This window comes from Marinobacter sp. 1-4A (genome assembly GCF_016597725.1).
Taxonomy (GTDB): Bacteria; Pseudomonadota; Gammaproteobacteria; order Pseudomonadales; family Oleiphilaceae; genus Marinobacter.
Genome location: NZ_VCGY01000001.1, coordinates 407757 through 434408, shown reverse-complemented (window position 1 = coordinate 434408; position 26652 = coordinate 407757). Strand labels below are relative to the sequence as shown.

22 protein-coding genes and 2 tRNA genes are annotated in these 26652 nt (G+C 53.7%); 16 read left to right on the top strand and 8 right to left on the bottom strand.

Annotation, left to right across the window (positions count from 1 at the left end; genetic code table 11):
* The first annotated feature begins 108 nt into the window (after positions 1–108).
* A complete protein-coding gene (locus tag FE845_RS01910; protein WP_200361485.1) occupies positions 109–1023 on the top strand; it encodes a DMT family transporter in 915 nt (304 codons plus the stop codon).
* Between the two features lie 21 nt (positions 1024–1044).
* Here FE845_RS01910 and FE845_RS01905 read toward each other — a convergent pair whose 3' ends face one another.
* Positions 1045–1524 carry an Lrp/AsnC family transcriptional regulator gene (locus tag FE845_RS01905; protein WP_200361484.1) on the bottom strand — a complete coding sequence of 160 codons (480 nt, stop codon included), beginning with the start codon at positions 1522–1524 and terminating at the stop codon, positions 1045–1047.
* A 159-nt stretch (positions 1525–1683) separates the two neighbouring features.
* Here FE845_RS01905 and FE845_RS01900 point away from each other — a divergent pair, with 159 nt between their 5' ends.
* The 7 genes from FE845_RS01900 to FE845_RS01870 all read left to right on the top strand — a co-directional run bounded on the left by FE845_RS01900 (position 1684) and on the right by FE845_RS01870 (position 11997).
* A complete protein-coding gene (locus FE845_RS01900) occupies positions 1684–5235 on the top strand; it encodes an indolepyruvate ferredoxin oxidoreductase family protein (RefSeq protein ID WP_200361483.1) in 3552 nt (1183 codons plus the stop codon).
* Positions 5228–6409, top strand: a complete 1182-nt coding sequence (locus tag FE845_RS01895; RefSeq protein WP_200361482.1) for an aromatic amino acid transaminase — start codon at positions 5228–5230, stop codon at positions 6407–6409. The genes FE845_RS01900 and FE845_RS01895 overlap by 8 nt, the downstream gene beginning before the upstream one ends.
* 96 nt (positions 6410–6505) lie before the next feature.
* Positions 6506–7888 carry a sodium-dependent transporter gene (locus FE845_RS01890; RefSeq protein WP_200361481.1) on the top strand — a complete coding sequence of 461 codons (1383 nt, stop codon included), beginning with the start codon at positions 6506–6508 and terminating at the stop codon, positions 7886–7888.
* 116 nt (positions 7889–8004) lie between these two features.
* Positions 8005–10719: a YdbH domain-containing protein gene (locus FE845_RS01885; protein ID WP_200361480.1), complete on the top strand. Its 2715-nt coding sequence runs from the start codon at positions 8005–8007 to the stop codon at positions 10717–10719.
* A gap of 24 nt (positions 10720–10743) precedes the next feature.
* The gene (locus FE845_RS01880; RefSeq protein WP_413785068.1) at positions 10744–10959 is read left to right on the top strand and encodes a YnbE family lipoprotein; all 216 of its coding nucleotides are present in this window, start codon (positions 10744–10746) and stop codon (positions 10957–10959) included.
* Positions 10960–11003: 44 nt separating this feature from the next.
* Entirely contained in the window at positions 11004–11348 is a 345-nt protein-coding gene (locus FE845_RS01875) for a YdbL family protein (RefSeq protein ID WP_200361479.1), read from the top strand.
* A gap of 103 nt (positions 11349–11451) precedes the next feature.
* Positions 11452–11997 (top strand): DUF5610 domain-containing protein, encoded by a 546-nt coding sequence (locus tag FE845_RS01870; protein WP_200361478.1) that lies wholly within the window; start codon positions 11452–11454, stop codon positions 11995–11997.
* 22 nt (positions 11998–12019) lie between these two features.
* On the opposite strand, the gene FE845_RS01865 is transcribed toward FE845_RS01870, so the two are convergent.
* Positions 12020–12733 carry a succinate dehydrogenase iron-sulfur subunit gene (locus tag FE845_RS01865; protein WP_200361477.1) on the bottom strand — a complete coding sequence of 238 codons (714 nt, stop codon included), beginning with the start codon at positions 12731–12733 and terminating at the stop codon, positions 12020–12022.
* Between the two features lie 215 nt (positions 12734–12948).
* On the opposite strand from FE845_RS01865, the gene FE845_RS01860 reads away from it, so the two are divergent.
* Genes FE845_RS01860 through FE845_RS01850 form a run of 3 tightly spaced genes read left to right on the top strand, consistent with a single transcriptional unit; the run spans position 12949 to position 16457 of the window.
* Positions 12949–14934 carry a putative bifunctional diguanylate cyclase/phosphodiesterase gene (locus FE845_RS01860; RefSeq protein ID WP_200361476.1) on the top strand — a complete coding sequence of 662 codons (1986 nt, stop codon included), beginning with the start codon at positions 12949–12951 and terminating at the stop codon, positions 14932–14934.
* The gene (locus FE845_RS01855) at positions 14931–16073 is read left to right on the top strand and encodes an L-lactate dehydrogenase (protein WP_200361472.1); all 1143 of its coding nucleotides are present in this window, start codon (positions 14931–14933) and stop codon (positions 16071–16073) included. Before FE845_RS01860 ends, FE845_RS01855 begins: the two co-directional genes overlap by 4 nt.
* A 21-nt stretch (positions 16074–16094) precedes the next feature.
* On the top strand, positions 16095–16457 hold the full coding sequence (locus tag FE845_RS01850; RefSeq protein ID WP_200361470.1) for a DUF488 domain-containing protein: 363 nt from the start codon (positions 16095–16097) through the stop codon (positions 16455–16457).
* Here FE845_RS01850 and FE845_RS01845 read toward each other — a convergent pair.
* Positions 16452–17636, bottom strand: a complete 1185-nt coding sequence (locus tag FE845_RS01845; protein WP_200361461.1) for a trans-sulfuration enzyme family protein — start codon at positions 17634–17636, stop codon at positions 16452–16454. The two genes, FE845_RS01850 and FE845_RS01845, sit on opposite strands and share 6 nt — an antisense overlap.
* Before the next feature lie 177 nt (positions 17637–17813).
* On the opposite strand from FE845_RS01845, the gene FE845_RS01840 reads away from it, so the two are divergent.
* A complete protein-coding gene (locus FE845_RS01840; RefSeq protein WP_200361459.1) occupies positions 17814–18728 on the top strand; it encodes an AEC family transporter in 915 nt (304 codons plus the stop codon).
* On the opposite strand, the gene FE845_RS01835 is transcribed toward FE845_RS01840, so the two are convergent.
* Complete coding sequence (locus FE845_RS01835; protein WP_200361457.1) at positions 18705–19685, bottom strand: zinc ABC transporter substrate-binding protein; 981 nt, start codon at positions 19683–19685, stop codon at positions 18705–18707. The two genes, FE845_RS01840 and FE845_RS01835, sit on opposite strands and share 24 nt — an antisense overlap.
* Before the next feature lie 184 nt (positions 19686–19869).
* Between FE845_RS01835 and gltX the strand changes: the two genes are divergently transcribed.
* The 3 genes from gltX (at position 19870) to FE845_RS01820 (ending at position 21624) form a co-directional block, all read left to right on the top strand.
* Complete coding sequence (gene gltX / locus FE845_RS01830) at positions 19870–21351, top strand: glutamate--tRNA ligase (RefSeq protein WP_200361449.1); 1482 nt, start codon at positions 19870–19872, stop codon at positions 21349–21351.
* Positions 21352–21465: 114 nt separating this feature from the next.
* A tRNA-Ala gene (locus FE845_RS01825) sits at positions 21466–21541 on the top strand.
* Positions 21542–21548: 7 nt separating this feature from the next.
* A tRNA-Glu gene (locus FE845_RS01820) sits at positions 21549–21624 on the top strand.
* A 246-nt stretch (positions 21625–21870) separates the two neighbouring features.
* On the opposite strand, the gene FE845_RS01815 is transcribed toward FE845_RS01820, so the two are convergent.
* Complete coding sequence (locus tag FE845_RS01815) at positions 21871–22722, bottom strand: 6-carboxytetrahydropterin synthase (RefSeq protein WP_200361446.1); 852 nt, start codon at positions 22720–22722, stop codon at positions 21871–21873.
* Between the two features lie 52 nt (positions 22723–22774).
* On the opposite strand from FE845_RS01815, the gene FE845_RS01810 reads away from it, so the two are divergent.
* Positions 22775–23509: an NTP transferase domain-containing protein gene (locus FE845_RS01810; RefSeq protein ID WP_200361444.1), complete on the top strand. Its 735-nt coding sequence runs from the start codon at positions 22775–22777 to the stop codon at positions 23507–23509.
* On the opposite strand, the gene FE845_RS01805 is transcribed toward FE845_RS01810, so the two are convergent.
* The 3 genes from FE845_RS01805 to FE845_RS01795 form a co-directional block, all read right to left on the bottom strand.
* On the bottom strand, positions 23469–24566 hold the full coding sequence (locus tag FE845_RS01805) for a response regulator (RefSeq protein ID WP_200361442.1): 1098 nt from the start codon (positions 24564–24566) through the stop codon (positions 23469–23471). The genes FE845_RS01810 and FE845_RS01805 overlap by 41 nt on opposite strands.
* 61 nt (positions 24567–24627) lie before the next feature.
* A complete protein-coding gene (locus tag FE845_RS01800) occupies positions 24628–26055 on the bottom strand; it encodes a PEGA domain-containing protein (RefSeq protein ID WP_200361440.1) in 1428 nt (475 codons plus the stop codon).
* Between the two features lie 113 nt (positions 26056–26168).
* Positions 26169–26630 carry a hypothetical protein gene (locus FE845_RS01795; protein ID WP_200361438.1) on the bottom strand — a complete coding sequence of 154 codons (462 nt, stop codon included), beginning with the start codon at positions 26628–26630 and terminating at the stop codon, positions 26169–26171.
* Positions 26631–26652 lie beyond the last annotated feature (22 nt).

Here is a 26652-nt window from a genome sequence, read left to right as displayed (position 1 = left end):
ATCGATTGATATTGTGATGAATGGTAAATGCTTATCCTGTCACTGTCGAACTCAATCCATTTTTTCAGTCCATCCTTCAATCCACCCATAGAAACAGGAGTCATGACGGTGCAACTTATCGCAAACCCTTCCCGCCCACTTTATGTCAGTATCACTGCCGCCCTTTTCGCCGTTGTGCTCTGGGCTGGCGCGCCTTTGCTTGTAGATTTGGCCAGCTCTGTCCCACCTTTTCAGCTCACGGCGATTGCGCTGATCAGTGGGGCGATCGTGGCCCTGCCAACGAGCCTTCGAAAGCGCGGAAGCCGAAACGTTCAGAGTGTTCAAGTACCGCTTTCTCCGCGATGGAAGCTGACTATTTATGGCTTGCTGCCAACCTTGATACTCGGTGCTATTGGCGGGTATCTCACGGGGGTTGGTATGGCACCGACCGCAGAGGCGGCGTTAATCACCTACACCTGGCCAATTATGTTCATTGTGATCAGTCAGTGGGTGTTTCATCGCCGGATTCCGCTTCCCGTGCTGTGCGGTGCGCTTATTGCATTTTCCGGAGCGGCGGTTTTGCTTTCGCCGGGAACCGGAACTGAGGGGTTTTCCCAGTACCTGCTCGGCTATGGGCTGGCGTTGATGGCGGCTTGCTGTTGGGCGTTGTATTCGTGGGTTTGCCAGGCAGCGCCGGTGGCTGTTGCGCCGATTATGCCGGGGCTTTTTTTACTGGCGGCCTTGGGCGCCACAATTGCAGATGTTCTCACAGGCGCAGCTTTCGGGCTGCCGTCGGGCCTCGCTCTTGTGGCAGGCATTGGTCTGGGTGTTGGGCCATACGGGCTCGCCATGGTGGCTTGGGATGTGGCTCTGCGCAGTGGGCCAGCAGCACTGGTTGGTAGTCTTGCCTATGGTGTGCCTGTTTTGGCGGCTGCGTTTTTGGTAGTTGCCGGGGTTGCGGCGCCGGACTGGCGGTTACCACTGGCGGCGTTGTTGGTTGTTGTGGGGTCGGTTGTGGCAACTAGCCTCCGGCCTGCCAGCTAACACAGGCCCGGTTACTGGCCTTTAATCACCACTGCCTACAGGAATCATCTGGGTGTTTTTGATTTCCCGTAAAACAAAGTTGGAATTTACCTGAGCTATACCTTGCAAGGTAAAGATTTTTTCGTTGAGAAAACGATCATAACTGGCCATATCCGGCACGATGATTCGCAAAACAAAATCGGCGTTTCCGGTAACCGCAAAACACTGCAGAACTTCGGGATAGCTGCTCACCTGTCGTTCGATTTCCGCCGTGCTGTCTATGGTGTGTCTTTGAAGTGACAGGTTTACCAACACGCAAAGGCCATGGCCGATGCGCTCCGGTGTTAGGTGCGCGCTATAGCCTTTAATGACACCGCTTTCCTCAAGGGCTCTTACACGCCGCCAACAGGCAGCCGGTGAGAGCCCCACCTGTTCCGCGAGTTGCTGGTTACTGATTCGGCCATCCCGTTGCAGAATCGCTAGGATTCGTTGGTCGAGTTTATCCAGCTCCACCTGTTTCATTTGGTAACACCTGTTTTTAATCAAAGGATCTTTGTTTTAATTGTCATATATCAAAGGATCTTGTGCAATCTATTAAAAGTCCCGCAAAATACGCAAGCACCTTTGGCGAACTTCCCTCTAGAATTTTGGTCATAAAATCGACAATAAAAGGAGGGCGCCATGTCCACCGACATCTCTCAACCCGATGTACCGCAAACCGATACACCCCAACTCGACAATTACAAACTCGAGGATCGCTATCTGAGAAGTTCCGGGCGGGTATTTCTCACCGGCACTCAGGCACTTGTTCGAATCCCGTTGATGCAGGCCGCACTGGACAGAAAGCTCGGGCTTAATACTGCCGGTATGGTGAGTGGTTACCGGGGCTCACCGCTGGGCGCCTACGATCAGGCTTTGTGGCAGGCCAAGACTCTGCTTGATGAAAACCGCATCGATTTCGTACCTGCGATTAACGAAGACCTCGCAGCAACCATCATGCTGGGCACCCAGCAGGTAGAAACCGACGACGACCGCCAGGTGGATGGCGTATTTGGTATCTGGTATGGCAAGGGGCCGGGAGTTGATCGTGCCGGCGACGCGCTGAAACACGGCACCACATACGGCAGTTCGCCCCACGGTGGCGTGCTGGTGGTTGCAGGGGACGATCACGGTTGCGTGTCCTCCTCCATGCCGCACCAGTCGGATGTGGCGTTTATGAGCTTTTTTATGCCCACGATTAACCCCGCCAACATTGCGGAGTATCTGGAGTTCGGTCTATGGGGCATAGCGTTGTCGCGTTATAGCGGCTGTTGGACAGGGTTCAAGGCGGTTTCGGAAACGGTTGAAAGTGCTGCCTCGGTAGAGTTGCCGCCGCTGCCGGAGTTTGAAACCCCTGACGACTTCACGCCGCCTGAAAGCGGCTTGCATTATCGCTGGCCGGACTTGCCGGGTCCGCAGCTCGAAACCCGTATTGAACACAAACTGGCGGCCGTGCAGGCGTTTGCGCGAGCCAACCCTATTGACCGTTGCCTGTTCAATAATGCCGAGGCGCGCTTTGGCATTGTTACCACCGGCAAGGGTCATTTGGACCTGCTGGAAGCGCTTGATTTGCTGGGCATTGATGAACAACGGGCCAGTGAGATGGGGCTGGACATCTACAAGGTGGGCTTGGTGTGGCCGATTGAGCGTCGCGGCATGCTCCAGTTTGTTCACAACAAGGAAGAAGTGCTGGTTATCGAGGAAAAGCGCGGCATTATCGAGAGCCAAATCAAAGAGGCGATGTCGGAGCCGGATCGCCCCGGTGAGGTTTTGATCACCGGTAAGCAGGATGAACTGGGGCGGCCTTTGATTCCCTATGTTGGTGAACTGAGCCCCAAACTGATAGCGGGTTTTCTGGCTGCCCGCCTTGGCCGTTTCTTCGGCGAGGATTACAACGAGCGCCTGATGGCCATCAACAGCATGAGTAATGCCCAAGATCCGGGTGGCGTAAAGCGCCTACCGTACTTCTGCTCCGGCTGCCCTCACAACACCTCCACCAAAGTACCCGAAGGCAGTAAAGCGCTGGCCGGAATCGGTTGTCATTTTATGGCCTCCTGGATGGGCCGTAATACCGAATCCTTGATTCAGATGGGTGGTGAAGGCGTCAACTGGATTGGCAAAAGCCGGTACACCGGCAACCCGCATATATTCCAGAATCTAGGCGAAGGCACGTATTTCCATTCCGGCTCCATGGCGATTCGTCAGGCCGTTGCGGCCGGTATCAATATTACCTACAAGATTCTGTTCAACGACGCAGTAGCCATGACCGGCGGCCAGCCTGTGGACGGCCAGATTACCGTACCGATGATTGCCCAACAGGTCGCAGCCGAGGGCGTGCGCCGGGTTGTGGTGCTCAGTGATGAACCGGAAAAGTATGACGAGCACAAAAAACTCTTCCCGGATGACGTCACCTTTCACGATCGCACTGAGCTGGACAAGGTTCAGCGAGAATTACGCGATATTCCCGGCTGCACGGTGCTGATTTATGACCAGACCTGTGCGGCGGAGAAGCGTCGTCGCCGTAAGCGCAATCTGTACCCGGACCCCGCCAAGCGGGCATTTATTAACCACCACGTCTGCGAAGGTTGTGGTGATTGTTCTGTTCAGTCGAACTGCCTTTCTGTGGTGCCACGCCAAACCGAGTTGGGCCGCAAGCGCAAAATTGACCAGTCTTCCTGCAACAAGGATTTCTCCTGCGTGAACGGCTTCTGCCCGAGCTTTGTGACTATTGAAGGTGGGCAGCTGCGCAAATCCCGCGGCATGGACACAGGCTCTGTGCTCACAGGCAAACTGGCCGATCTTCCAGACCCAGCCTTGCCTGAACTGGCTGGCTCATACGATGTATTGGTGGGTGGCGTTGGTGGCACTGGCGTTGTAACAGTGGGCCAACTTATTACCATGGCCGCGCACCTTGAGGCCAAGGGTACGTCGGTACTGGATTTCACCGGTTTTGCCCAGAAGGGTGGCACTGTTCTCAGTTTCGTTCGCATGGCACCGTCTCCGGATAAACTGCATCAGGTTCGTATCAGTAATGGCCAAGCCGATGCGGTGATCGCCTGTGATCTGGTGGTTGCCTCTTCACAGAAAGCGCTGGGCGTTCTGCGGCCGAATCATACCCGTGTTGTCGCCAATGAAGCCGAACTGCCTACCGGGGACTATGTGCTTTTCCGCGATGCGGATATGCAGTCTGAAAAACGTCTTGACCTGATCTGCAATGCTGTTGGTGATGAAAACTTTGCACGGCTGGATGCCAACGGTATCGCCGAGAAACTGATGGGCGATACGGTGTTTTCCAACGTGATGATGCTGGGCTTTGCTTGGCAGCGGGGCTTGCTGCCGCTGTCGCAGGCTGCGCTGATGAAAGCCATTGAGCTCAATGGTGTTGCGGTTGAGCGCAATAAGGAAGCCTTTGGTTGGGGGCGTATAGCAGCCACAGACGTAAAGGTGATCACCGATCTGCTGGATACCGGCGAGGCCAAAGTAGAAGAAGTAAAAGCCGAGCTAAGCCTGGACGATTTGATCAATAGCCGTTACAAGCACCTGGTGAGCTATCAAAACCGCCGCTGGGCAAACCGTTATACCCGGCTGGTACAGCAGGTGCGTGCGGCAGAGGAAAAGCTCGGCGAGACCAACAACTTGCTGACTCGTGCCGTGGCGCAGCAGTTATACCGGTTTATGGCGTTTAAAGATGAATACGAAGTGGCTCGTCTGTTCGCAGAAACCGATTTCATGAAAGAGGTGAACAACACCTTCGAGGGCGACTTCAAGGTTCACTTCCATCTGGCGCCGCCCATTATGAACCGCGGGACCGACGCTCAGGGCAGGCCAAAGAAGCGTCAGTTTGGCCCTTGGATGTTCCGGGTATTCAAAGTTCTGGCGAAGTTCCGGGTGCTGCGCGGTACGCCTATTGATCCGTTCAGCTATTCCGCCGACCGAAAGATGGATCGAGCCCAACTGAGAGAATATCAACAACTGGTGGAGCGGATTGTCAGCGAGCTGGATACCAGCAACTACGATACCTTCCTGCAACTGGCGGAACTTGGGGGTGAAGTGCGCGGCTATGGCCCTGTGCGGGAACAGGCAGCAGAGGCGGTTCAGGAGAAACAGACACAGCTGATGAAAGCTCTGGATACCGGCCGCCCGACACTGATTCGAACCAGTCAGATAGATAACAAGGAGGCAGATCATGTTTGAGGCGCTGAAGCAGCTACCCCCGGATCCGATACTGCAGTTGATGCAAGCGTTCCGGGAAGATACCCGGCCCAACAAGGTCGATCTGGGCATCGGAGTCTACAAGGATGATGCAGGTAAGACGCCCATCATGGCGTCGGTGCATGAAGCCGAGCGGCGCCTGTTGGAAGTAGAAACGACCAAAAGCTACGTAGGACCGGCGGGCGCTGCAGGCTTCAACGAGTCTATGGCGCGCCTGATTCTGAGTGAAAGCAGCGGTCTGATCCGTGATGGCTGTGTTTCAGTGATTCAGACGCCTGGCGGTTGCGGGGCCTTGCGGATGGCAGCGGAGTTTTTCCGCTTGTGCCAGCCGGATACCAAAGTTTGGGTCAGCACGCCCACTTGGGCAAACCACATACCTTTGCTGGGTGGTGCTGGCTTGGATATTTGCGAATATCCCTATCTAAACCGGCAGACATTAACGGTGGATTTTCAAGCCATGCTCGACACCCTTGAAGGTGCCGAAGCAGGTGATGTTGTGCTGCTTCATGGCTGCTGTCACAACCCTTCCGGTGCCGATCTCACGTTTGAGCAATGGCGAGCAGTAACCGAACTGATTCAGCGTAAAGGCCTTTTGCCTTTCGTGGATATGGCCTATCAAGGATTGGGCGAGGGCCTTGAAGAAGACGCAGCTGGCTTGCGTTATTTGGCGAGCCAAGTGCCGGAAATGGTTATAGCTGCCTCCTGTTCCAAGAACTTTGGTCTTTACCGGGAACGCACTGGCGCTCTGATGCTGATTTCGGCCACCGCAGCGATTAACCAGACGGCAACCAGTCAGTTGCTGAGCGTTGTGCGCTCGCATTACTCGATGCCCCCGGCCCATGGTGCCGCCATTGTAGAAACCATTCTGGGTGACGATGTTCTGCGCGCTAACTGGCTGGGCGAGTTGAATGCCATGTGTGAGCGCATTCTTGGCCTGCGGCATGCTTTTGCAGATGCCTTGGCGCCAGCAGGCGACTTCGGCTTTATTGCACGCCAGCGAGGTATGTTCTCGTTTCTGGGCATACCCCCGGAACAGGTTCGCCAGCTGCGGGAAGAGCATGGTATTTACATGCTTGAAAGCAGCCGAGTAAATGTGGCTGGCCTGAATGCGCGAGTATTGCCGCAAGTTGCCAGCGCGATACGCGGCCTTATCTAACCATCACTTATTCCTTGAATAGCAAGGTACCAGAGCCTCTCTCGCAGAGGCTTTGCGTTATTACGATTCGACAACAACAACTATTCGGAGAGCGCAATGAACGAGACGGTTCACCCCCACCAACAGGCTAATAACCTCTGGACCTCAAAAATGGCCTTTATTCTGGCCGCAGCAGGCTCCGCCGTCGGGCTTGGCAATATTTGGAAGTTTCCTTACATCACCGGTGAAAACGGTGGTGGTGCTTTTGTTTTGGTTTACCTCGCATGCATTTTCCTGATTGGCGTGCCGGTTCTTATTGCAGAAATTATGCTTGGCCGCCGCGGCGGGCAAAGCCCAATCGCAACCATGCGCACCCTTACAAAAGCCGAGGGTACGTCCAAAGGTTGGCGCATCATCGGATGGAATGGCGTGGTGGCGTCTTTTTTGGTGCTTTCTTTTTATGCCGTGATCGGCGGCTGGGCGCTGGTTTATATTGGTAAGGCGGCCATCGGGATGTTCGTTGGCGCGGACGCAGAAGCCATAGGTGGGCAGTTCAACAATCTGCTGTCCAATCCTTGGGAGCTGTTGCTATGGCACACGGTCTTTATGGCCATTGTTGTGTTTATAGTGGGGCGCGGTATTCGTTCAGGCTTGGAAAAAGCCGTCAACATGCTGATGCCACTGCTGTTTTTACTCCTGATTGTGATGGTTTTCTATGCCATGGGCAGCGGCAGTTTCGGTCGCGCTGTCAGATTCATGTTCTCGCCGGACTTCAGTCGTCTAACTACCGAGGGCGTTTTGGTTGCCCTTGGCCATGCGGCGTTTACGCTAAGTATTGGTATCGGTGTTTTGATGGCATACGGCTCTTATCTGCCCAAAAACATCAATATTGCCAAAACTGCCATGACCATCGCGGTTCTGGATACCAGTGTGGCTTTGCTTGCGGGGCTTGCCATCTTCCCGCTGGTGTTTGCCAATGGCCTTGAGGCGGGCGCCGGGCCGGGACTGATTTTTGTGACCTTGCCACTAGCCTTTGGTCAGATGGGCGGCGGCATTGTATTCGGTACTATCTTTTTTGCATTGCTGTTGGTGGCGGCCATTACTTCGGCTATTTCCATGCTGGAGCCGGTTGTTGAATGGCTTGAAGAGCACAAGGGGGTAACCAGAGTAAAAAGTGCAGTGGCTGGCGGTTTTGCTGTCTGGTTTATCGGCATAGGCACAGTGCTGTCGTTTAATCTGTGGGGCGATGTGCATCCTCTGGGCTTTATCGGCTTCTTTGAAGGCAAAACCGTATTCGATCTGCTCGACTTTCTGGTCTCTAACCTCATGATGCCGTTAGGCGGTTTGGCCATTGCGCTGTTTGCAGGCTGGATTATCCGGCGTGAGGGGCTTGCAGAAGATATCGGCCTGGAAGGCGGTGCGTTCAAAGCCTTCATGGTGGTACTGAAGTTTGTAACCCCGGCAGGTATCGCGATCGTGTTCCTCTATAACCTGATTTGAGGGAGCCAGACGGGACACTAGTCATCCATGCATTTACTGTAACTGTTCCGGTCATAGCAACCAATGTACGGTAGGGGTCTCCCATAAACCGGTATCGGGTCAGGAGATAGCCCGTAATGCGCATTGCTTGGAAACCACTTGGCTGGGGCCTGTTTGCAGTCGTTGCACTTGCCGTGCTGGTTGGCATTCTGACAGCTCGCCATTTATGGAGCCAGATGCTGGAGCAGAACGGCATTGAAACTCTGGAATGGCAAGGGCTGGATTTATCCTTCAGTGGTGTATCTGTGCGCGAACTGAAGTTGAACCAGTCCCTGCCGGCAAGAGATCTGGTCTTACACAGTCAGAACTTGTCACTGGGCTGGCGCTGGCCGGAATGGGGGAGCGGGTGGCAGCCCCAGCTCACCAGACTAACAGCCAGTTATTTGGAGCTAGATCTCGACGCTAAACCAGTGGAGCAGACGGAACCGCAACCGTCGAGCCAGTGGCAAGCAGAGCTGCTGGCATGGCTGCCTGCGGAAGTTGGTGTTCAAAAATTTGAAGTGACATTGCCCTGCGAGACAGGCCACTGTTCACTGGAAGGCGGCTTAACCATAACCAGTTCGCGATCGATTCCTGCTTCGGACGCTGGCCCAGATATCCCCTCGCTCGTGGCAGCAAGCGGACGGCTCCCGGTAAAAGCCAATGTGCAGCTTGACCATAAAGGTCATCAGTTGGGCGTGTCCGCAATTCTTGATAGCTCCGGGCGCGATAATCTGAATGTCTCCGCAGAGGTATCCATTGATGGCAAAGAGTATCTGACGGCTTTTTCAGACTACACTGCCCGGAATACTAAGGGTTTGGCATCCTGGAGCGGCTCTATTAAAGTCCCAGACTTACCGCAAACCGACTGGTTGCTGGCTTGGCTGCAAACCTGGCAAACCATACCTATAGAACAGTGGCCGGATCAGCCGGATACCGGCTCACTAGCAGCCAGCTGGAATTTGTTAGGCCCCGGAGATACCAGTTTTTTGTCCGGCGCAACAGGGAGCGTGAAAGTACATGCGTTGTTGCCACAACCCTGGCCGGCACCGGGGGTTGGAAGTATTAGCGGCAATGCTGAACTTGCCATGAAGTTAAACGAGGGCGACTGGCAGCCGGAAACCATGCAGGCCGATCTGGAATTGAGACACCCGGCCTCCTGGATCAAAAAGATACCGGAACTGATGCGTCCGGAATATCTCAAGTTGTCCGTTAGGCCTGCACAAGCTATCGCCGCTCGCCCCTCCTTGCCTCCTGCGGCCCAAATCGATCCGGAACAGCCCCTGCTGCCGTTGAAACTGGAGTTGACCAGCCGAGGCGGTGCAAACATCTCTATCCGCTCACACTTGGCTCTGGCCACAAGTCCTTCTTGGCGGGCGCTTTTGGGGAATACGCAGCTCACTGCGGCACTGCCCCAACTGGCGATGGCTGGCTGGCGGATGGCCAAGCCCACGGCGAAAGCTACATTCACTGGCTGGCTTGATACCAGTGCGGCGATGCTGAAATTCACTGAGCCGACACTGCTGGAAGCCGAGAAGCTTGAGCCGGTATCTGGCACTGCACCGGCGGATAGCCTGTTGCTTTCGGGGCTGAGCGTGAGTTTCTCGGGAGCAACCCTGAGTGCAGGGTACCGCCAGGAGCAAGGAAGGCTAAATCAGTTTTCGTTAACCGGGCCGGTTGGCCTCACGGCAAAACAGATTCGGCACACTCAGCTTCTGCCGCAGTCCTGGCAGTTCAATGGACATGTAAATGCCAACCTAGACCGGGCAGACGTTAAAGGGGTGCTAAAAGCCAAAGCTGGTACATCCATGAATTTCGACGTGGCTTTTCCCTACCGAGGCTTATTGGTGCTTGAGGCCAAGACGCGAGTCAGCGGCGAAAGTGAGGCTGAGGCGTTGTCTCGCATATTTACCGCATGGCCACCCTTACTTCTGGTCTCCGGCGGCAATGTCAGTGCCAATGCTACCCTTAAAAAGCCGCAAAAAGGTGCAATGCAGCTGGCTGGGAGGCTGGTGCTTGCCGATTGGAGTGGCACGTATGATCGCACCGTCTGGAGCAGGATGAACGGCGCCGCAGAGTTCTCCCTTGAAAGTGAGCGCATTAAAGTAGATGTGCCTGAACTGACTATTGAAGAGGTTAACCCGGGGCTGCCGGTTGGGCCGGTGCGTTTCGTGGGTGGCTACGAGGCTTCTATTGCGCAATTGGCGTCTGGAGAGTTGGCTCTGGAAACTGCCCATATAGGTGCGCTGGGTGGCGATGTAAACATTCAACCCGGAAGCTGGGATCTGGCGCAAGCGCCGGTGACCATTCCCGTTGAGCTTAACCAGCTTAGTCTGGCTCGGCTTTTACAGTTATACCCAGCAGAAGGTCTGGCGGGCACAGGCATTCTCAGTGGAACTGTGCCCGTTCTCTTTGATCCGGCTACCGGAATAAAGATAGAGCAAGGCCGTATTGATGCCGTCAAACCGGGCGGGCGCCTGCAAGTAACAGCAGAGCGGCTCAAAGCGCTTGCCAGCCAGAGCGAGTCTATGAAGCTGGTTGCGCGGGCACTGGAAGACTTCCGCTACTCCGTGCTCGATAGCGGTATTGACTATGATGAAGACGGCACCCTAATGCTGAAACTCCACCTTGAAGGCAACAGCCCGGAGGTTGGAAAAGGGCAGCCTGTGGTGCTGAATATTAATTTGGAGGAGAACATTCCAGCGCTGCTGACCAGTTTGCAGCTAAGCGGCAGGGTTAGTGATGCCGTCGCGGAAAGGGTCAAAAAATTATTGAAGAACCGCGAACGTGATTCGGGCGACCTGTTAGAGTAAAGGATAACAAAGGAGTACATCGATATGACGCAATATGGTTCGAGCTTTCCCCGGCGCTTGTCCGCTCTTTGTGCGGGCCTAGCTATGGGTGGTTTAGTCGTTGCGTGCACCCCGACCGTTCAGGTCGCTGCGCCTAAAGAGCCGATTACAGTAAACCTTAACGTGAAAATTCAGCACGAAATTTACGTGAAGGTCGATAAGGATGTAGATGAACTGTTTAGCGAGAAGGGTTTGTTCTGATTGCCTTGGTATTTTGTTCAAACGATTTTTTTAAGGAGTTAACCATGACATTAGTTGCCCGATTCAGCGCTCTGCTATTAGCGTTCAGCCTGGCCCTGCCTGCGATGGCTATGAGTTTGGATGAAGCAAAAAATGCCCTTGAGTCTGCAAAAAGCCAAGGTCTTGTAGGCGAGACACCATCAGGCTATCTCGCGGCTGTAGGTTCCGATCAAAAATCAAAAGACATCGCGGGCGCAATTAACGATGCACGGCGTGAAGCTTATAAAAAGATTGCTGAAAAGCATGGCATAGCCGTCACAAAGGTCGAAACCGTAGCGGGCCAGAAAGCGGTGGAGAAAACACCTTCCGGTCAGTACATTCAGGTAGATGGGCACTGGATAAAGAAGTAGGGGCTCCATAGCCTTTTAGATGCGTTATAACCAATAGTTCTTAATGTTGTGTGGCCATTTGCCGTTACCCGTTACATACAGAACCTTGCAGGAGGTAAAGGCTATGGTAGCGCCAATCATTGGTCGCGGGCCGGATATGACCGGTCGCGTGAATACGGGCCCCACAGATACTAAGCCCGTCAGTCGGGTAACGACTGAGGCGAGAGTTGAAAAGCAGGCGAGTATTCGTACACCAGCGGATGCCATCAATGTGATGCGCACACGCATGGAACAGCGGCTGCAGGAGGCCATGGGCGGCCAAAATAAAGCTGTTTCCGGAGCCGATAAATACGCTGCACAGGCTCAGCCACCCTCTGCCTCAGATGTTGCCAGCGTTATCCTCGGGTTTGTGCAAAACCGTCTGCAGGCAGAAGCGGACGGCGGTGCAGATATGGAAAAGCTGGCGGATCTGATGGCTCAGGCCAGAGCCGGCATTGAGCAAGGTTACTCAGAAGCCAGAGACCAAATCGTGGCGCTGGGAATGATGAATGAAACGCTTGGGGCAGAAATCGACAAAGGTTTCGATCTTATTCAGGACGGTCTTCTGAAGCTTGAAAAGCTGTTTTTAGACAAAGATCCGGAAGTGGATACTCCCACAGAAACGGGCTAAATTTTCCGGCGGTAAACCCAGTTTAAACTTGCTGGCGAAACAGCATGGCTTTGATGCGGCCAATCTGTTTCATAGGGTTCAGACCTTTCGGGCAATAGGCCGTGCAATTACCTATGCCTCGACAGCGGAACACACTGAAGGGATCCTCAAGCTTTGCCAGCCGTTCCGCGGTTGCTGTATCTCTGGAATCGAGTAAAAACCGGTGGGCTTGCAGCAAGCCTGCCGGCCCAACGTATTTTTCCGGGTTCCACCACCAAGACGGGCAGGCAGACGAACAGCAGGCGCACAGAATGCACTCGTACAGGCCATCCAGCTTTGCGCGATCTTCGGGGCTTTGGAGTCGTTCAATCGCTGGCCGGGGTGAGTCATTGATTAACCACGGCTGAATGCTTCTATATTGCTTGAAGAATAAAGACTGATCTACCACCAAGTCGCGGATGACCGGCATGCCGGGTAGTGGCCGGATAACCAGTTTGTTTGACTTGCCCAAGGCATCCGACACTCGTGTGATGCACCCCAGCCCGTTGCGACCGTTAATATTCAAACCGTCAGAGCCACAGACTCCCTCCCGGCAGGAACGGCGAAAGGAGAGTGTAGGGTCAATTATTTTTAGGTGTTCAAGAACGTCCAGCACCATGCGCTTGCGGTAGCTTGCATCTACTTCCACGTCTTGAATATAGGGAGTATTGTCGGTTTCCGGGTTGTACCGATAGAGCTGTACGGTGATGCTATCCATTGAACTATCCCTCGCAGCCACCTCAAAGTGTGTTGGCTGTATAAAGTTCTAGCAGAAGCTGGAAATCTTCACCTACGAATATGTCAATTTCATGGGCCAAAGAGGATTCACCGTAAATGCATCGCGCTGCTCTTTTAGAAAGCCTGTTGAAAAATGGGCTATAAATTAGGCTATGCTAAAGGCTGCGTTTATCAACGAATTACAGGCCCCAAACCATGTCTGATGACGACACTGCGGTTTTTGAAATTTTTCCGTGGAACCGGAATTTCGAAACGGGTATCGATGAGATTGACCAGCAACACAGGGTACTGGTTGAAATTCTAAACCGGCTTGCCTGGCACTTCGCCTCCAGCACTTCAGAGCTTGAATGCGGCCATATTCTGGATGAGCTGCTTGCTTATGCGGCCTATCACTTCAAAGCTGAAGAGAAACTATGGAAAGCCGCACTCGGTGAGCAAGAAATGGTGCGCAACCACCATGACAGCCATCAGCTTTTCTTTGTACAGATTCAGGTGTTCCGTTCCAGCAAAGAGCCTGAAGAAAAGGTTATGGCGGAACTGTTCAATTACCTGACGCGATGGCTGGTCTTTCATATTCTGGAATCAGACCGTCGAATGGCATTGACCATCAAGGCAGTTGAGCGTGGCCTTTCGATTCCTGAAGCGCGAAAGGAGGTCGACAGCCAGTTGAGCGGTGCTGTGTCGGTGATGGTTTCGGCGCTGTTGGAGATTTACGGCAAGCTTTCTGCGGGCACCATACAGTTGATGCGTGAAAAAATGGCGCGGCTACGTGCTGAAGATGAGTTGGCTCGGCTGCAGCACGATAAGTTGTCCGCTGCTCTGGCGCAGCAGGCGACGGACCACGAGGAGCAACTCCAGTTTTTGGCATATTCAGATCCGGTTACCGGCCTGATGAATCGCAATGGCATGCTCCGGGAAATCCGACACCTCATTCAGCAGGAACAATTACCCCGCGAGTCAGCAGCGCTGATTTCCATTGATTTGGACAACTTCCACAAGGTGAATGCCCGCTTTGGTGAAGAGTGCGCTGACCGCTTGCTCGGGGTGCTCGCAAGGCGCTGGAAAGACGCCTTGGTTCAAGGTGGCCAACTTGCGCGGATTAGCGGGGACGAGTTTGTTGTACTGCTATTGGACAGCGGCAAGGTGGAAGCCCAATTAACTGCGCTAAGGCTTACTGCAGAACAACCATTTGTTCTTAATGGCGGTACAATTTCCATGGCGTTTACGGCAGGGGTGGTTCGCTTCCCCCATGACGGTGCAGATGATGGGGACACGATTCTTCGGCAAGCGGACCACACGCTGTTTCGCGCCAAGCAAGAACAAAAAGGTAGCTGGCTGTTTTTGGACGCCGATGCACAGCGCCAGTCTGTGGTGCGCCAGCAGCTGCTGGCGGATGTGCGAGAAGGGTTAATGGAAAACCAGTTCCTGCTACTTTATCAGCCCAAAGTCTGCCTTCGTTCAGGCAGAGTCATTGGTGTAGAAGCGCTTATTCGATGGGATCACCCGGATAAGGGTATGTTAAGCCCCATCCACTTTTTACCGGCATTGGAGCACCACCCTCTGATGATTGATATTGGAGAGTGGGTTATTGATCAGGCGCTTCGACAGATGAGCGTTTGGAATAGCGAAGGTCTAACTCTGGATGTGGGTGTGAACATTGCTGCTGTACACCTTCAGCACCCGAATTTTGTATCGCGATTGGCCCGGGCACTGGACTGTTATCCGCAAGTGGCTCCACATCGGCTAGATCTGGAAATTTTGGAAACTGCAGCCCTTGGTGAACTTGATAAAGCAAGTGATATCATCCGGGACTGCCAAAGCTTGGGTGTAACCTTTTCTCTCGATGATTTTGGTACCGGGTACTCTTCGCTTTCCTATCTCAAACAATTGCCAGTAAACACCCTGAAAATAGATCAAGGGTTTGTAAACGGCGCACTCTCGAATGTCGACGACATTGCTATTCTCAAAGGCATAATTGGCCTCGCCAATGCTTTCGACAGAAACCTAGTAGCGGAGGGCGTAGAGACCAGGGAGCATGGCGAGCTCCTAATTCGCCTTGGCTGCTATGATGCGCAGGGTTACGCCATTGCCAGACCGATGAAACCGGAGAAAATTGCAGCTTGGAAAACACAATGGCGACCATTCCCTGAATGGTCTGCCGGAGAAACAATAAAACAATGATCACACCTGCAAACACAACGGATAACCGTAAAATCGCTAAAGCTCGACTGCCCCGGATGATGTTTGATTATTTTGATGGTGGCGCCTTTTCAGAGCAAACTCTCCGAGAGAACACCGAGGATTTCCAGCGCCTGCATTTTCGCCAGAGAGTAATGCGAGACGTGTCCAGCGGCTCTGCCGCCACACGAATACTGGGCCAAGACGCTGCTATGCCATTGGCCCTAGCGCCTGTAGGTCTCGCGGGCATGCTGGCCCGCAGAGGAGAAGTTCAAGCAGCCCGGGCAGCACAGAAAGGTGGTGTGCCCTTTTGCCTTAGCACTGTCTCGATTTGCTCGTTGGAAGAAGTTGCTGCAGCCACTGACTCGGCTAATTGGTTTCAACTTTATGTCCTGAAAGACCGGGGTTATTCAGAAGCCATACTTAACCGTGCACATAACGCCGGTTACTCCACGTTGGTGTTTACGGTAGATCTGCCTAAGTTGGGTATGCGCTACCGGGATGTGCGAAATGGCATGAATGGCGGGCTATCGCCCTGGGGGAAAATTCAAAAACTGTCTGACCTGCTTTCCCACCCATTATGGCTCTGGGATGTCGCCATCCAAGGTAAGCCTCTGACGTTCGGAAACCTCTCCGATGCTGTGCCTTCTGGTCGAAACCCTGACGATTTTAAGGCTTGGGTAGATCAGCAGTTTGACGCATCGGTCACCTGGAACGACCTTGATTGGGTGCGACAGCATTGGCCGGGCAAGCTTGTTATCAAAGGAATTATGGACCCCGACGATGCCCGTTCAGCAGTGGATGTTGGTGCCGACGGCATTGTTGTTTCCAATCACGGCGGACGGCAACTGGATGGCGCACCGTCAACCATCTCGGCTTTGCCTGCCATAGCGGAAGCCGTGTCCGGAAAAACCGAGATTCTTCTTGATGGTGGTATACAGTCTGGCCAAGACGTTATTCGGGCGCTCTGCCTTGGCGCAAACGCTTGTTTGGCGGGCCGTGCATGGGCCTATGCGTTGGCAGCGGGTGGTGACGCGGCGGTCTGCCGGATGCTGGAAAACTTCCGCTATGAAGTAGAACTGACCCTTGCACTATTGGGTAAAAATTCGATAGAACAGTTGAGCCCGGATGATCTTGTTTGAACGATAAACGGAGGCTTGAAGATGGATATTCGAATCAAGAGAGCTTACGAAGACGCCGCCCGCTCTGACGGCCCGCGTATTCTAGTCGACAGAATATGGCCTCGTGGTGTTGCGAAGGAAGATGCAGAGCTTGAAGCTTGGCTGAAAGGGTTGGCACCTTCTACCGACCTGCGAAAATGGTTTGGGCACGACCCTGAAAAATGGGAGGAATTTCGCCAGAGGTATCTGAAAGAACTCGAGAAAACCGAGGCTGCTGACGATCTGAAAGAGCTGCAGTCGATAGTGAAAGAACACAAACGCATAACCTTGGTGTTCGCTGCGAAGGACACAGAGCATAATAACGCTGCAGCCCTTCGCGACTTCCTCAATAGCGGCGATTTATAACTGGCTCAGCGCCTGTTCAAGATCGGCGATCAAATCTTGCGCATCTTCCAGCCCCACAGACAGTCGCAGCATGCTGTCGGTTATGCCACGGCGTTCACGCTCCTCTTGGCTGATGCCGTGGTGGCTGGTAGCGCAGGGCTGGGAAACGAGACTTTCTACTCCGCCCAGACTGGTGGCTAGTAGGAAAACCCTCAGGCTGTCGGCGACTTTAACGGCCTGTTCCCGTCCTCCTTTGAGCTCAATCGTCAACACTCCGCCGAATCCGTCCATTTGCTGCGCCGCTAGATTGTGGCCGTCAAAATCAGGCAGCCCCGGGTAAAGCACTCGTTTTATTGCCGGGTGGGCTTCCATAGCGCGGGCAACGGCCATGGCATTCTCGTTGTGTTGCCTTACCCGCAGAGGTAGCGTTCTCAAACTTCTAGAGAGAAGGGCGGCGGTTTCCGGCGCGATAATCTGGCCGAGGTTTTTTCGCCACAAGCCAATGGGCTTGATTCGGTCCGCGGACGCCATTACTGCGCCAGCCGTGATATCACTGTGGCCTCCAAGAAACTTGCTCGCACTGTGGAGGCTCAAGTCAGCACCCAATGCCAGTGGTCGCTGATTGATCGGCGAGGCAAAGGTGTTGTCAACGGCTAAAAGGGCGCCCTTGGCGTGGGCTTGCTGCGCCAATGTCTTGAGGTCCAGTACGCTCAACGTCGGGTTGGCAGGCGATTCGCAATACACCAGCATGCCGGGCTTATTCAGAGCCTTGGCAAGCTGCTCCGGCTCATGTTTCAAGAGGAAGGTTACCGGAATGCCAAGGGGCTCGAGATGTTTAGTCAGCAATTCCTGTGTGCCGCCGTAAAGATCTCCAACACACACAATGCCATGGCGGCCATGGGCGAAGAGCGTTGCGGAAATGGCTGCCATGCCCGAGGCAAAGGCAAGCGCATCTTCTGCACCCTCAAGGCTAGCTAAACCTTGCTCCAACTCCTGAATCGTGGGATTGCTGCCCCATCGGGTGTAAAGATTGCCTGGCGTGCGACCCTCAATCACCTCCTGCAAAGAAGCCGTATCTGCGAACCGGTAGGTGGTGGTGTTATAAACCGGTGAATAAGGGCTGCCAAAGCTGTCCTTATGGCGGCGGTTGTGAATGATTCGGGTTGCCTTACCTTGTTCGGATTTAGGCTCGGGTTGCATGGGCTCTCCTTGCGGCTGAGTGTGGTTTGAGACGGTAATCTGGCAGCAGTGCGGCAATTATTTTGGCAGGGTTGGTACGCCATGACCACTAGTGTTCCGTCTGATATGCTCCAAGACTATTCGGTTAAGCTTCGGGATAGCTGTCCGTTATAAGTAAACGATGCTGGAGTATTTGGTATGCCGGTTATGGTTCAGGCGCTGGTGCCTGTTTTTGCGCTGATTGTATTGGGGCACCTGTTCAGGCGTTGGGCTTTCCCTTCTGTTGAGTTTTGGCCCCAGGCCGAGCGGTTTACCTATTACGTGCTCTTTCCCGCTATGCTGGTTTTCAAGCTTGGGCAGGCCCGCTTGCCTGCTTCCGCCTACGGCGAAACGGCTCTGTTGATTGGCTCTATGCTGCTGGCGATGACACTGGTGCTGGCTGTTACGCAGTTTTTCTGGCGTTGGAGCGGGCCAGTATTCTCCTCTGTTTATCAGGGCGCTATCCGGTTTAACTCCTACGTGGGGCTTGCGGCAGGGGGTATGCTTCTTGGTGATGACGGGCTGTCACTCACCGCAATTGCGGTTGCCGTTATGGTGCCGCTGATAAATTTGCTGTGCATTCTCATGTTTTCTCTGGTGACCACAGACGGCCCTGCACGGTTGGGGCCTGTGCTGCGGGCCATTGCATCAAACCCACTGATTATAGGGTCGGTTCTCGGGGTAATTTGGAGCTATTTTGAGATTGGTTTTCACCCGCTTCTTGCGGGAACGCTTGAGCCACTGAGTAATCTGGCCTTGCCGATGGGGCTGATGACGGTTGGCGCTGGCCTGCAACTAAAAGCCTTGCGAGGCGGATCTGTACCGTTTGTGGTGTCGTCCGTATTGAAATTGCTATTGTTTCCACTGATGGCCACTGGGCTTGCGGTTCTTCTGGGCCTCAACGGCACATTGGTTCAGGTGGCGGTTGTGCTGGCCACCCTCCCAACCGCCACCTCTGCCTACATTTTAGCTAGGCAGTTAGGCGGCGATGCGCCGTTGATGGCGGGTATTATCAGTGGCCAGACGCTTCTGGCTATGGTGTCCATTCCGTTAATGCTGAGCATTCTCTGGTAGACACTTGAGCACAGCGTCCGCGATGCTTTGCTGAAAAGCCGCATAGCCGTCTGCCGATGCTTCAATACCGGTGGCCAGCGGGTCCCAGGTGCTGAAGGTCACGTCTAGCCCCTGAGTAATGGATCGCCACCATTGCCGGTTGAATTGTGGCTCTGTCAGCAAGCAAGGGTGATTCGCGCTGCGCAGGCTTGCTTGAACTTCTGCAATATGCCGGGCACCCGGTGAGCGCTCCGGGTTGAGTGTGAGCACGCCTTCAACCTTTAAGTTGTAGTGTTCGGCGAATCGAATGAAAGCACTGTGATACGCGAATAGGCTGATATCTTGCACCGGCTCCAATTGCTTGCGGATTTCCATTTCTTTCGCGGCAATGGAGGATTCAAAGGCTCTAAGGTTGCGATCCAGAGCCGGTTTGTCTGCTCCGTCTAGGCGCGCTAAAGCATCCCGAATGGCCTCTGCCATGGTAAGCGCCATGTGTGGGTCTACCCAGACGTGCGGGTCCTGTCCAGCACCTTCGCCATCACCGTGGTTGTGGTCGTGCTCGTGGTCTTGCCCCTGGGGTTCGTGAGCATGATGTGTGTCTTCGTGATCTTGAATCATGCTCACATTTTCACTAGCGCCCGTGTTGGTAGTTTCGCCCATGAGAGCAACGGAGCGCTCACCAAACTCACTGCCTGTTAAAAGGCGGGTTAAAAACGTTTCCATACCCGGCCCGACCCAGAAAATAACGTCAGAGTTTTCCAGCGCCCTGCGCTTGGATGGCGCCATTGAGTAATTGTGTGGGCTCGCGCCGGGAGGGACCAATGTGGTGGTTTGTGTGCCTTCGGTCGCAATGGCGCGCACCAAGAGTTCCAGTGGCTTGATGGAGGCCAGCACGCGTGTATCGGCAACGACGGTGCTGCCATACAGAAGGGCACTGGCGCCTAGGGTTAACGAAAGGGCTGTGTTGATAATACGCATAACTGGTTTAAGTCCTGATTACTGCTTGCAATGTTATAATGTAACACTAAAGGGCGAGTAATCGCAAAACCTAAAATGGGTTTAGAGAATTAGCATGATGATACGCGTGGTGCCCATGGGAAATAACGCTCGGGCCGGTATAATACCGGGTTAACTAAACGGCCACCGATTACAGGAAGGTTTCATGACTGTACGTACCCGAATTGCCCCATCACCCACCGGTGATCCACACGTTGGTACCGCCTACGTGGCACTATTCAACTTGTGTTTTGCCCGGCAGCACGGCGGGCAATTCATCCTGCGTATTGAAGATACCGACCAAGCCCGCAGTACCGCAGAATCCGAACAGGATATTCTCGGGGCGCTGCGTTGGCTTGGTCTTAATTGGGATGAAGGCCCAGATGTAGGTGGTCCCCATGGGCCGTATCGCCAGTCTGAACGCAAGCATTCCTATAGCCAGTATGCTGAAGATTTGGTGACAGCAGGCCATGCATTCTATTGCTTCCGCACCCCGGAAGAATTGGATGTTATCCGAGAGGAGCGCAAAGCGCAGGGCTTGAACCCCGGCATCAAAGGAAATTTGGAGCTTTCCCAAGAAGAAGTGAAGCGCCGCTTGGATGCGGGTGAGTCTTACGTGATTCGTATGAAGGTGCCGGATGAAGGCATTTGCGAAATTGACGACATGCTCCGGGGCACCATTGAAATCGACTGGGCTCAGGTAGATTGCCAGATATTGCTGAAATCCGATGGTATGCCGACTTACCATCTTGCCAATGTGGTCGACGACCATTTGATGGAAATCACCCACGTGTTGCGCGGTGAGGAGTGGATCAACTCTGCACCCAAGCATAAGCTGCTGTACGAGTACTTCGGTTGGGATATGCCGGTGCTATGCCATCTACCGCTGTTGCGTAATCCCGATAAAAGCAAGCTGTCGAAGCGCAAGAACCCCACCAGTATTAACTTTTACGAGCGCATGGGCTTTTTGCCGGAAGCTGTTACCAACTACCTTGGCCGTATGGGTTGGTCCATGCCCGATGAGCGTGAAAAGTTCACCTTGGATGAAATGATCGAGAACTTTGATATTCAGCGTGTGTCTCTTGGCGGTCCCGTTTTCGATGTGGAGAAGCTGCGCTGGCTTAACGGGCAGTGGCTGCGGGATGAGTTGACAGAAGATCAGTTTATCGAGCGTATGAGCCAATGGTGGTTCAACAAAGACGCCCTTAAGGCGCTGGTGCCTCACATAAAGGGTCGGGCAGACGTATTCTCCGACGTAGCACCCATGGCTCAGTTTATGTTCTCTGGCATGCTTGGGTTAAAGCCGGAAGACTTTGCACACAATAAGCTGGAAGAAGGGCAGATTAAGCGTGTGCTCCAGTTCACCTTGTGGAAGCTCGAAGCGCAGCGTCATTGGAGCAAGGAAACTATTTTCGCCGATATCAAGTTTTTGGCCAAAGCCATGGATTTGAAAATGGGTGATTTTATGTTCTCTGTATTTGTGGCCATCGCCGGTACGCCAAACTCCTGGTCGGTTATGGATTCCATGGAAATGCTCGGCCCAGATATGACCCGTGCCCGTTTGCGCCAGGCTTTGGAGGTGCTGGGAGGCTTCTCCAAGAAGGAAACCAAAAAGGTGGAGAAAGAGTACGCCGCGCTGGGTGCTTAATGATCACTTTGGCGAAGAAGTAAGCGGTCTGGACAGGGAAGTTCAGAAAACCGAAAAAAAGTACGGCAAAAGGTTGACGCCCATAGGGCGGATCCTTAATATACGCAGCCGTTGGGGGCCATAGCTCAGCTGGGAGAGCGCAACACTGGCAGTGTTGAGGTCGACGGTTCGATCCCGTCTGGCTCCACCAATTTCTAGTCCCCTTCGTCTAGTGGCCTAGGACTCCGCCCTTTCACGGCGGCAACAGGGGTTCGAACCCCCTAGGGGACGCCAATACGGCTTGACGGTTTAGTCCACCGGATAGCCATCAAAAAAACCGCCTTCGGGCGGTTTTTTTGTGTCTGGATAAAAGTTAAGTCTAGTTTTGTGCCTCGGACCGTGAGCAGGGCGCCACCTCCCAAAACACGCCGTGAACCCGTCCATGGGGGCTTGGTGTTGCCATCCATGGCAACACACAGTTTTGGGAGGTGGCGCCCTGCTCACTAAGCTTGGGAGTGGCCTGTTTCCTGAGCCTTTGTTTTAGCGAGAGGCTATGGCGCCTTTTCCTACGCCTTCGTAGGCTTTGACCAGAATTGTGTCTGAAGGAAGTTCCGATTTCAGCTGGCTGGCGATGTGTGCAGCGATTAATTCGACAGTGGTATCAGTGCTCATCATGTAAACCCGCTTCTCAGGCAGGGTAAGCGCAAACTCGCCTTGATTGGCCTCGTACTCGAAGGTTATGTAAGCCGTCCCATCTTCTTTAACATAGCGACGCACTACATCCTCTTCAGAACCGACGTAGATGTCCTCCCACAGCTTTGCCCAAGAACGCTCCAGCACTTCATCGCGTTTGCCATTGCGATCAATACGAATCGGCGAGCGGTGGCCGTGGGCTATGCGTTGACAGTTGCCCAAGTGCTTTTTAAGGCCGTGAACATAATGATAGTAAGCGCCCTCTATGGTGTCTTCTCGAAGGCTAATTTGTACCGACGTGACGTTTGCAGGTAGCACCGCCAAAAGCTCACGCTCAAGTAGGGTAGCCACGGCTGACGGTGTAACCCGGTCTGAAGAAAGCCAAACAACGGCTTCGTCGGGAGAGCGATGAATGATGTGGCTACCGTCGGTAAGGTTCCAGATAAAAGTGTCAGGCGTGTCCTGATTCCAGGATAAGCCCTCGTAGCCTCGGGGTATAACCAGCCGGTGATCCACGCGCTCGTCTATGATGCGCTTTATGGTGCGCTTCACATTGCTGAAATCGAATACCATACCCTGATCATCAAGCTCGCCTCCTAGCACCACGTCTGCAATCCAGCTTTCCCCGACTAATCCGCGGGTGGGATCCAGATAAGCAAAGTCAATAACAGTGAGGTTGTCTACAAACAGGTGGTTCATCAAATTTCCGGGCGGGTAGGGTTGAATGATGGGGAGATTCTAGCAAAAATCCATGGGCGAGTGTCTTGTCACGCAATTAGCACACGCCATTTCCTGCCACTCTTTTCATTTTCATCTTTATATCAGGAGAGACATCATAGCGGCCTCTTGCCATGACATCGATCAGGAGTTTCCGGCACTTATTCTTGCTGCCGGTGCATCCAGCCGGTTTGGGCGCCCTAAAGCTATGTTAAGCCTCAGTGGTCATGTTGGTGGGGGGCAAACTCTGCTGGATTGCGCCATTGGGCAGGGCAGGGTGCTTAGCCGAGATGTGCGCGTTGTTTGTGGCGCCTGGTACCCATTGATACGTTTTCGTTGCCGTGTGCAGCCGTCTCGTTGGGTGCCTGTGGCTGACTGGCGCGAAGGTATGTCGGCTTCGTTGGCGGCAGGTATCCGAAGCCTTGGCCCTCGGGTAAAAGGTGTCTTTGTGTTGGTTGCGGATCAACCATTGTTAGACCAAGACGCACTTCGGGCGTTTGGTGAAGCAGCGAGAGGTTTTCCCAAGTTGCCGGTTGCTGCTGATTACGGGCGGCGTCCAGGTGTGCCAGCGTATCTGCCCCGTTGGTTATGGCCTCAGGTGCTCGAGCTAGAGGGAGATCAGGGCGCTGGTCGCTTGTTGATGGAGGCGAATGCGACTCGGCTTATCATTCCGGGTGTCCATGATGACATAGACACACCGGAGGATTGGGTGAGGATTCGCGAGTTGCTTAACCAAACAAGCCTGCAAGCCAGGCGATTCCCAAACTGAATACCCCAAGGCTTACGGCAAGGCCAACGGTGTAGAGCTTGGAGGAAGCAGAACGCTGTTGGGATACGAACAAGTCGATCGTGCGTTGGGCAATATCTTCGGCAGTCTCCCGTGATATTTCGTGGGCTTGTTGAATAGCTTCCGATTGCAGGGTTTGCCAAAACTCGGTGTCGATTGTTTGTACGCTGGTAATGTGATCCTTCAACTCGGCCAAATGGTCGTTGGTAAAGCCGGAGCTGCGGGAAAGCTCCTTTTTCAGGTTCGCAAGTTCGCGCCCCAGATTAAGGTTTACTTCCGCTGCTACATCATCGCGTAGGTTCCGGGTGCGCTCTTCTATCACCCCGCTCATGGCGCCCAAGCGCTCTTCAATCATAGCTTCCTGCTTGCTTCGGGATTCTTCCAGCGCACGCTTCAGATGGTCGAATTGCTCATCAAACAAAGAACTGAGCAGTTCGTGGAGACGATTGTTCACGTGAGTTTTCACAGCAGATCGGGAAATTTGTTCGATTAGATCGCTGGTAAGCGGGACACTAGTAGCCGAGTTGCTATCACTAAGAGCTGGTTCGCTTTCTGTCTGGCGTGAAGGCATGTCCAGCGATGCGTCCTCTGGGATGCTTGTGAACAGGCTCTCCGCTTCAGGTTCGGAATCAACAAGAGGCGCGGTTGGTAGAGCGCCCTCGCTCACATCAATTGCCAGCTGCTCGAGAACCAAGCCAAGGCCATCAGGCTGGGTTGGCTTAGTCAGAATATTGTAAACCCCGAAATTCTTCGCTTCTTTAGTGAACGAAGAGGATTTTTGAGACGTGCACATAATGATGGGTATGCTGGCCGTGTCGGGATTGCTTTTGATGGCCTTGGTAGCTTCTACGCCGTTCATACCAGGCATCAGGTGATCCATGAAGATGACGTCTGGATGTTCGTTGCTATTGAGGAAATCCAAGGCTTCTTCCGCAGAGCCCGCCATATTGACGTTCATGTCGCGGCTTTCTAGCAGTTTGCTCAGCGCAAACCTGGCCACCTTAGAGTCATCCACCAGAAGAGCATTCTTGATCGCCATCTTACTACCTCAAGCTGTTACATCAATCGCGTTGGTTATCGGGCTGGTTTTACTGCTACAGCTACCAGCCTTCCAGTTTCGGGCACTGTGTCGCCCGGTAGCTTTTGTCCCGATAACAAACGCCGGGCTCTGTCGTGCGGGCGGTGAAAATTTCACCGGCCGCGGTGGTCAGGCGAACCTGGCCATAGGGTTCACCGTAGCGAAAAGTCGCCTCGATGGAGCTGCCATTCGGGTTGCGCAACAAGCCGTTTCCGTGAAACTTGCCGTCTACATACTCGCCTTCGTATTTCTTACCGTTGGCGAAAACTTCCGAGCCGCGGCCGTGGAAAACTCCGTTGGAAAAGCTGCCCTCATAGTGGCGGCCATCCGGGTAGGTTAGAGTGCCACGCCCATGAAAATCGCTGTTGCGAAAGCCGCCTACGTAAAGCATGCCGTCAGCGGTTGCCAGCGAGCCATGGCCGTTAAGCCGCCCCTGTGCCCACTCTCCGGTTAGGATATCACCATTGGCAAGCGTGAGAGTGCCCTGACCAAAAAAAGCATCGTCTTTGAATTGGCCGGTATAGCGCGAGCCATCTGCATCGCGCCAAACACCTTCGCCAGCGCGTTTGCCATTATCCCAATCACCTTCGTAACGGCTACCGTCCGCGTACCAAGCAGTGCCCGTTCCGTGAAAGGCGCCGTCTACGAACTGGCCTTCATATCTCAGGCCATCGCTATCTTCGTATGTTCCGTCACCGGTCTTTACGCCGCCTCGCCAGTTGCCGTTCTGGTAATTGACGGTGGTATAGGCTTCTAGCTTGCCTACCAGAGTCAGTTCATTACCGGCATCGAGAGCAACACTTTGCTGCCAGGGCTTAAAGCCGTCTTTGCTGATTGTTATATCGTAGTTGCCGGGTGCCAGTTCCAAGTCCAAGCGTGTTGCGCCGTAGTTCTTGCCGTTAATTTCAACCTGATCTCCCTCCACATTCGAGCGCAGGGTCAGAGAGCCTGTTTTCGGGGCTGGCTCAGGTTTTGGCTTGGGTTTTGGCTTAGCTTCGGCAATGGCCGTGTCTGTGGTTTGGGCAGTCATAGCCTCTGGCGGCTCTGCTGATGCCACTACCAGAGTTTCTTCCGGGAGTTCGGGAATACTAAAAGGTTCCGCGTTTACGGGCGGTTGAGCGGGGGAAACCTCAACCTCTTCTGGAGCCTCTGCAACTATTTCAGTTTCAGGTGCGGGTTCAGGCGTCTCAACAATTGTTTCAATGTTTGGCGCTGGCTTTGGTGCTTTCGCAACAGGTTCCGGCTTGTCTGCCTCAACCGGTTCGCTAACGACTTCCGGCGTTATGTCTTGCTCCACAGGCTCAGGTTCTTGTGTGGCCGGGGCATGCTGCGCGGTATTCTGGGTAACGTCTGAGACTGGCAGGTCGCTACGAACAGCAGCGAAACCGGCGGTTACCAGAAGCATAAGAGCCAGAGCATTCAAAAACAAAAGTGGTCTGAAATCGACCATGGCGGAACCTCTTAATCCTGCAATCTACGAATTCGGTAGCAGATTCATCTTACCCAGCGAGAGCGGAGATATGTAACTGAAAGTGCTTGAAGTTGGCGAGAATGCTGGCCAAATCACACTTTGTCCGGAAGTTGTTCATGATTAAGCTGCTCCCACGCCCTCATGTAGACGTCGGCTTCATATTCGTAAGGCGACCTGAACGGTGTAAGAACAAAATCAAAAATCAGAAAGAAAAAGCCGACCGACACCCAAGCAATGGCCACGGTGCTAAGTGTTGTGGCTTGAACCTCTGGGTTGGCGCTTACAAAATCCTGAAGCAGGGGGATCAAATCGGAAGCCAATACAACAGGGTTGAAACTGGACAGCACCAAAGGCACCCAAAAAGCCATGAAGATTGGAAAGAACCCGAAAGACCAAAGTAGGCGGCGCGCAAAATAGATAGCTACTTCCCGCCAAAAGCGCTGCCGCACCTCGGGGGATTTCCGGATGCGTTCAAGATACCGGCGGCGCTCTGCCCAGTAGGCGGCGACTTCGGGAGCCTGATTGGCATTTGCTGGGCCTGACGATGTGCTCATATTCCTGTTAGATGCCTTTATC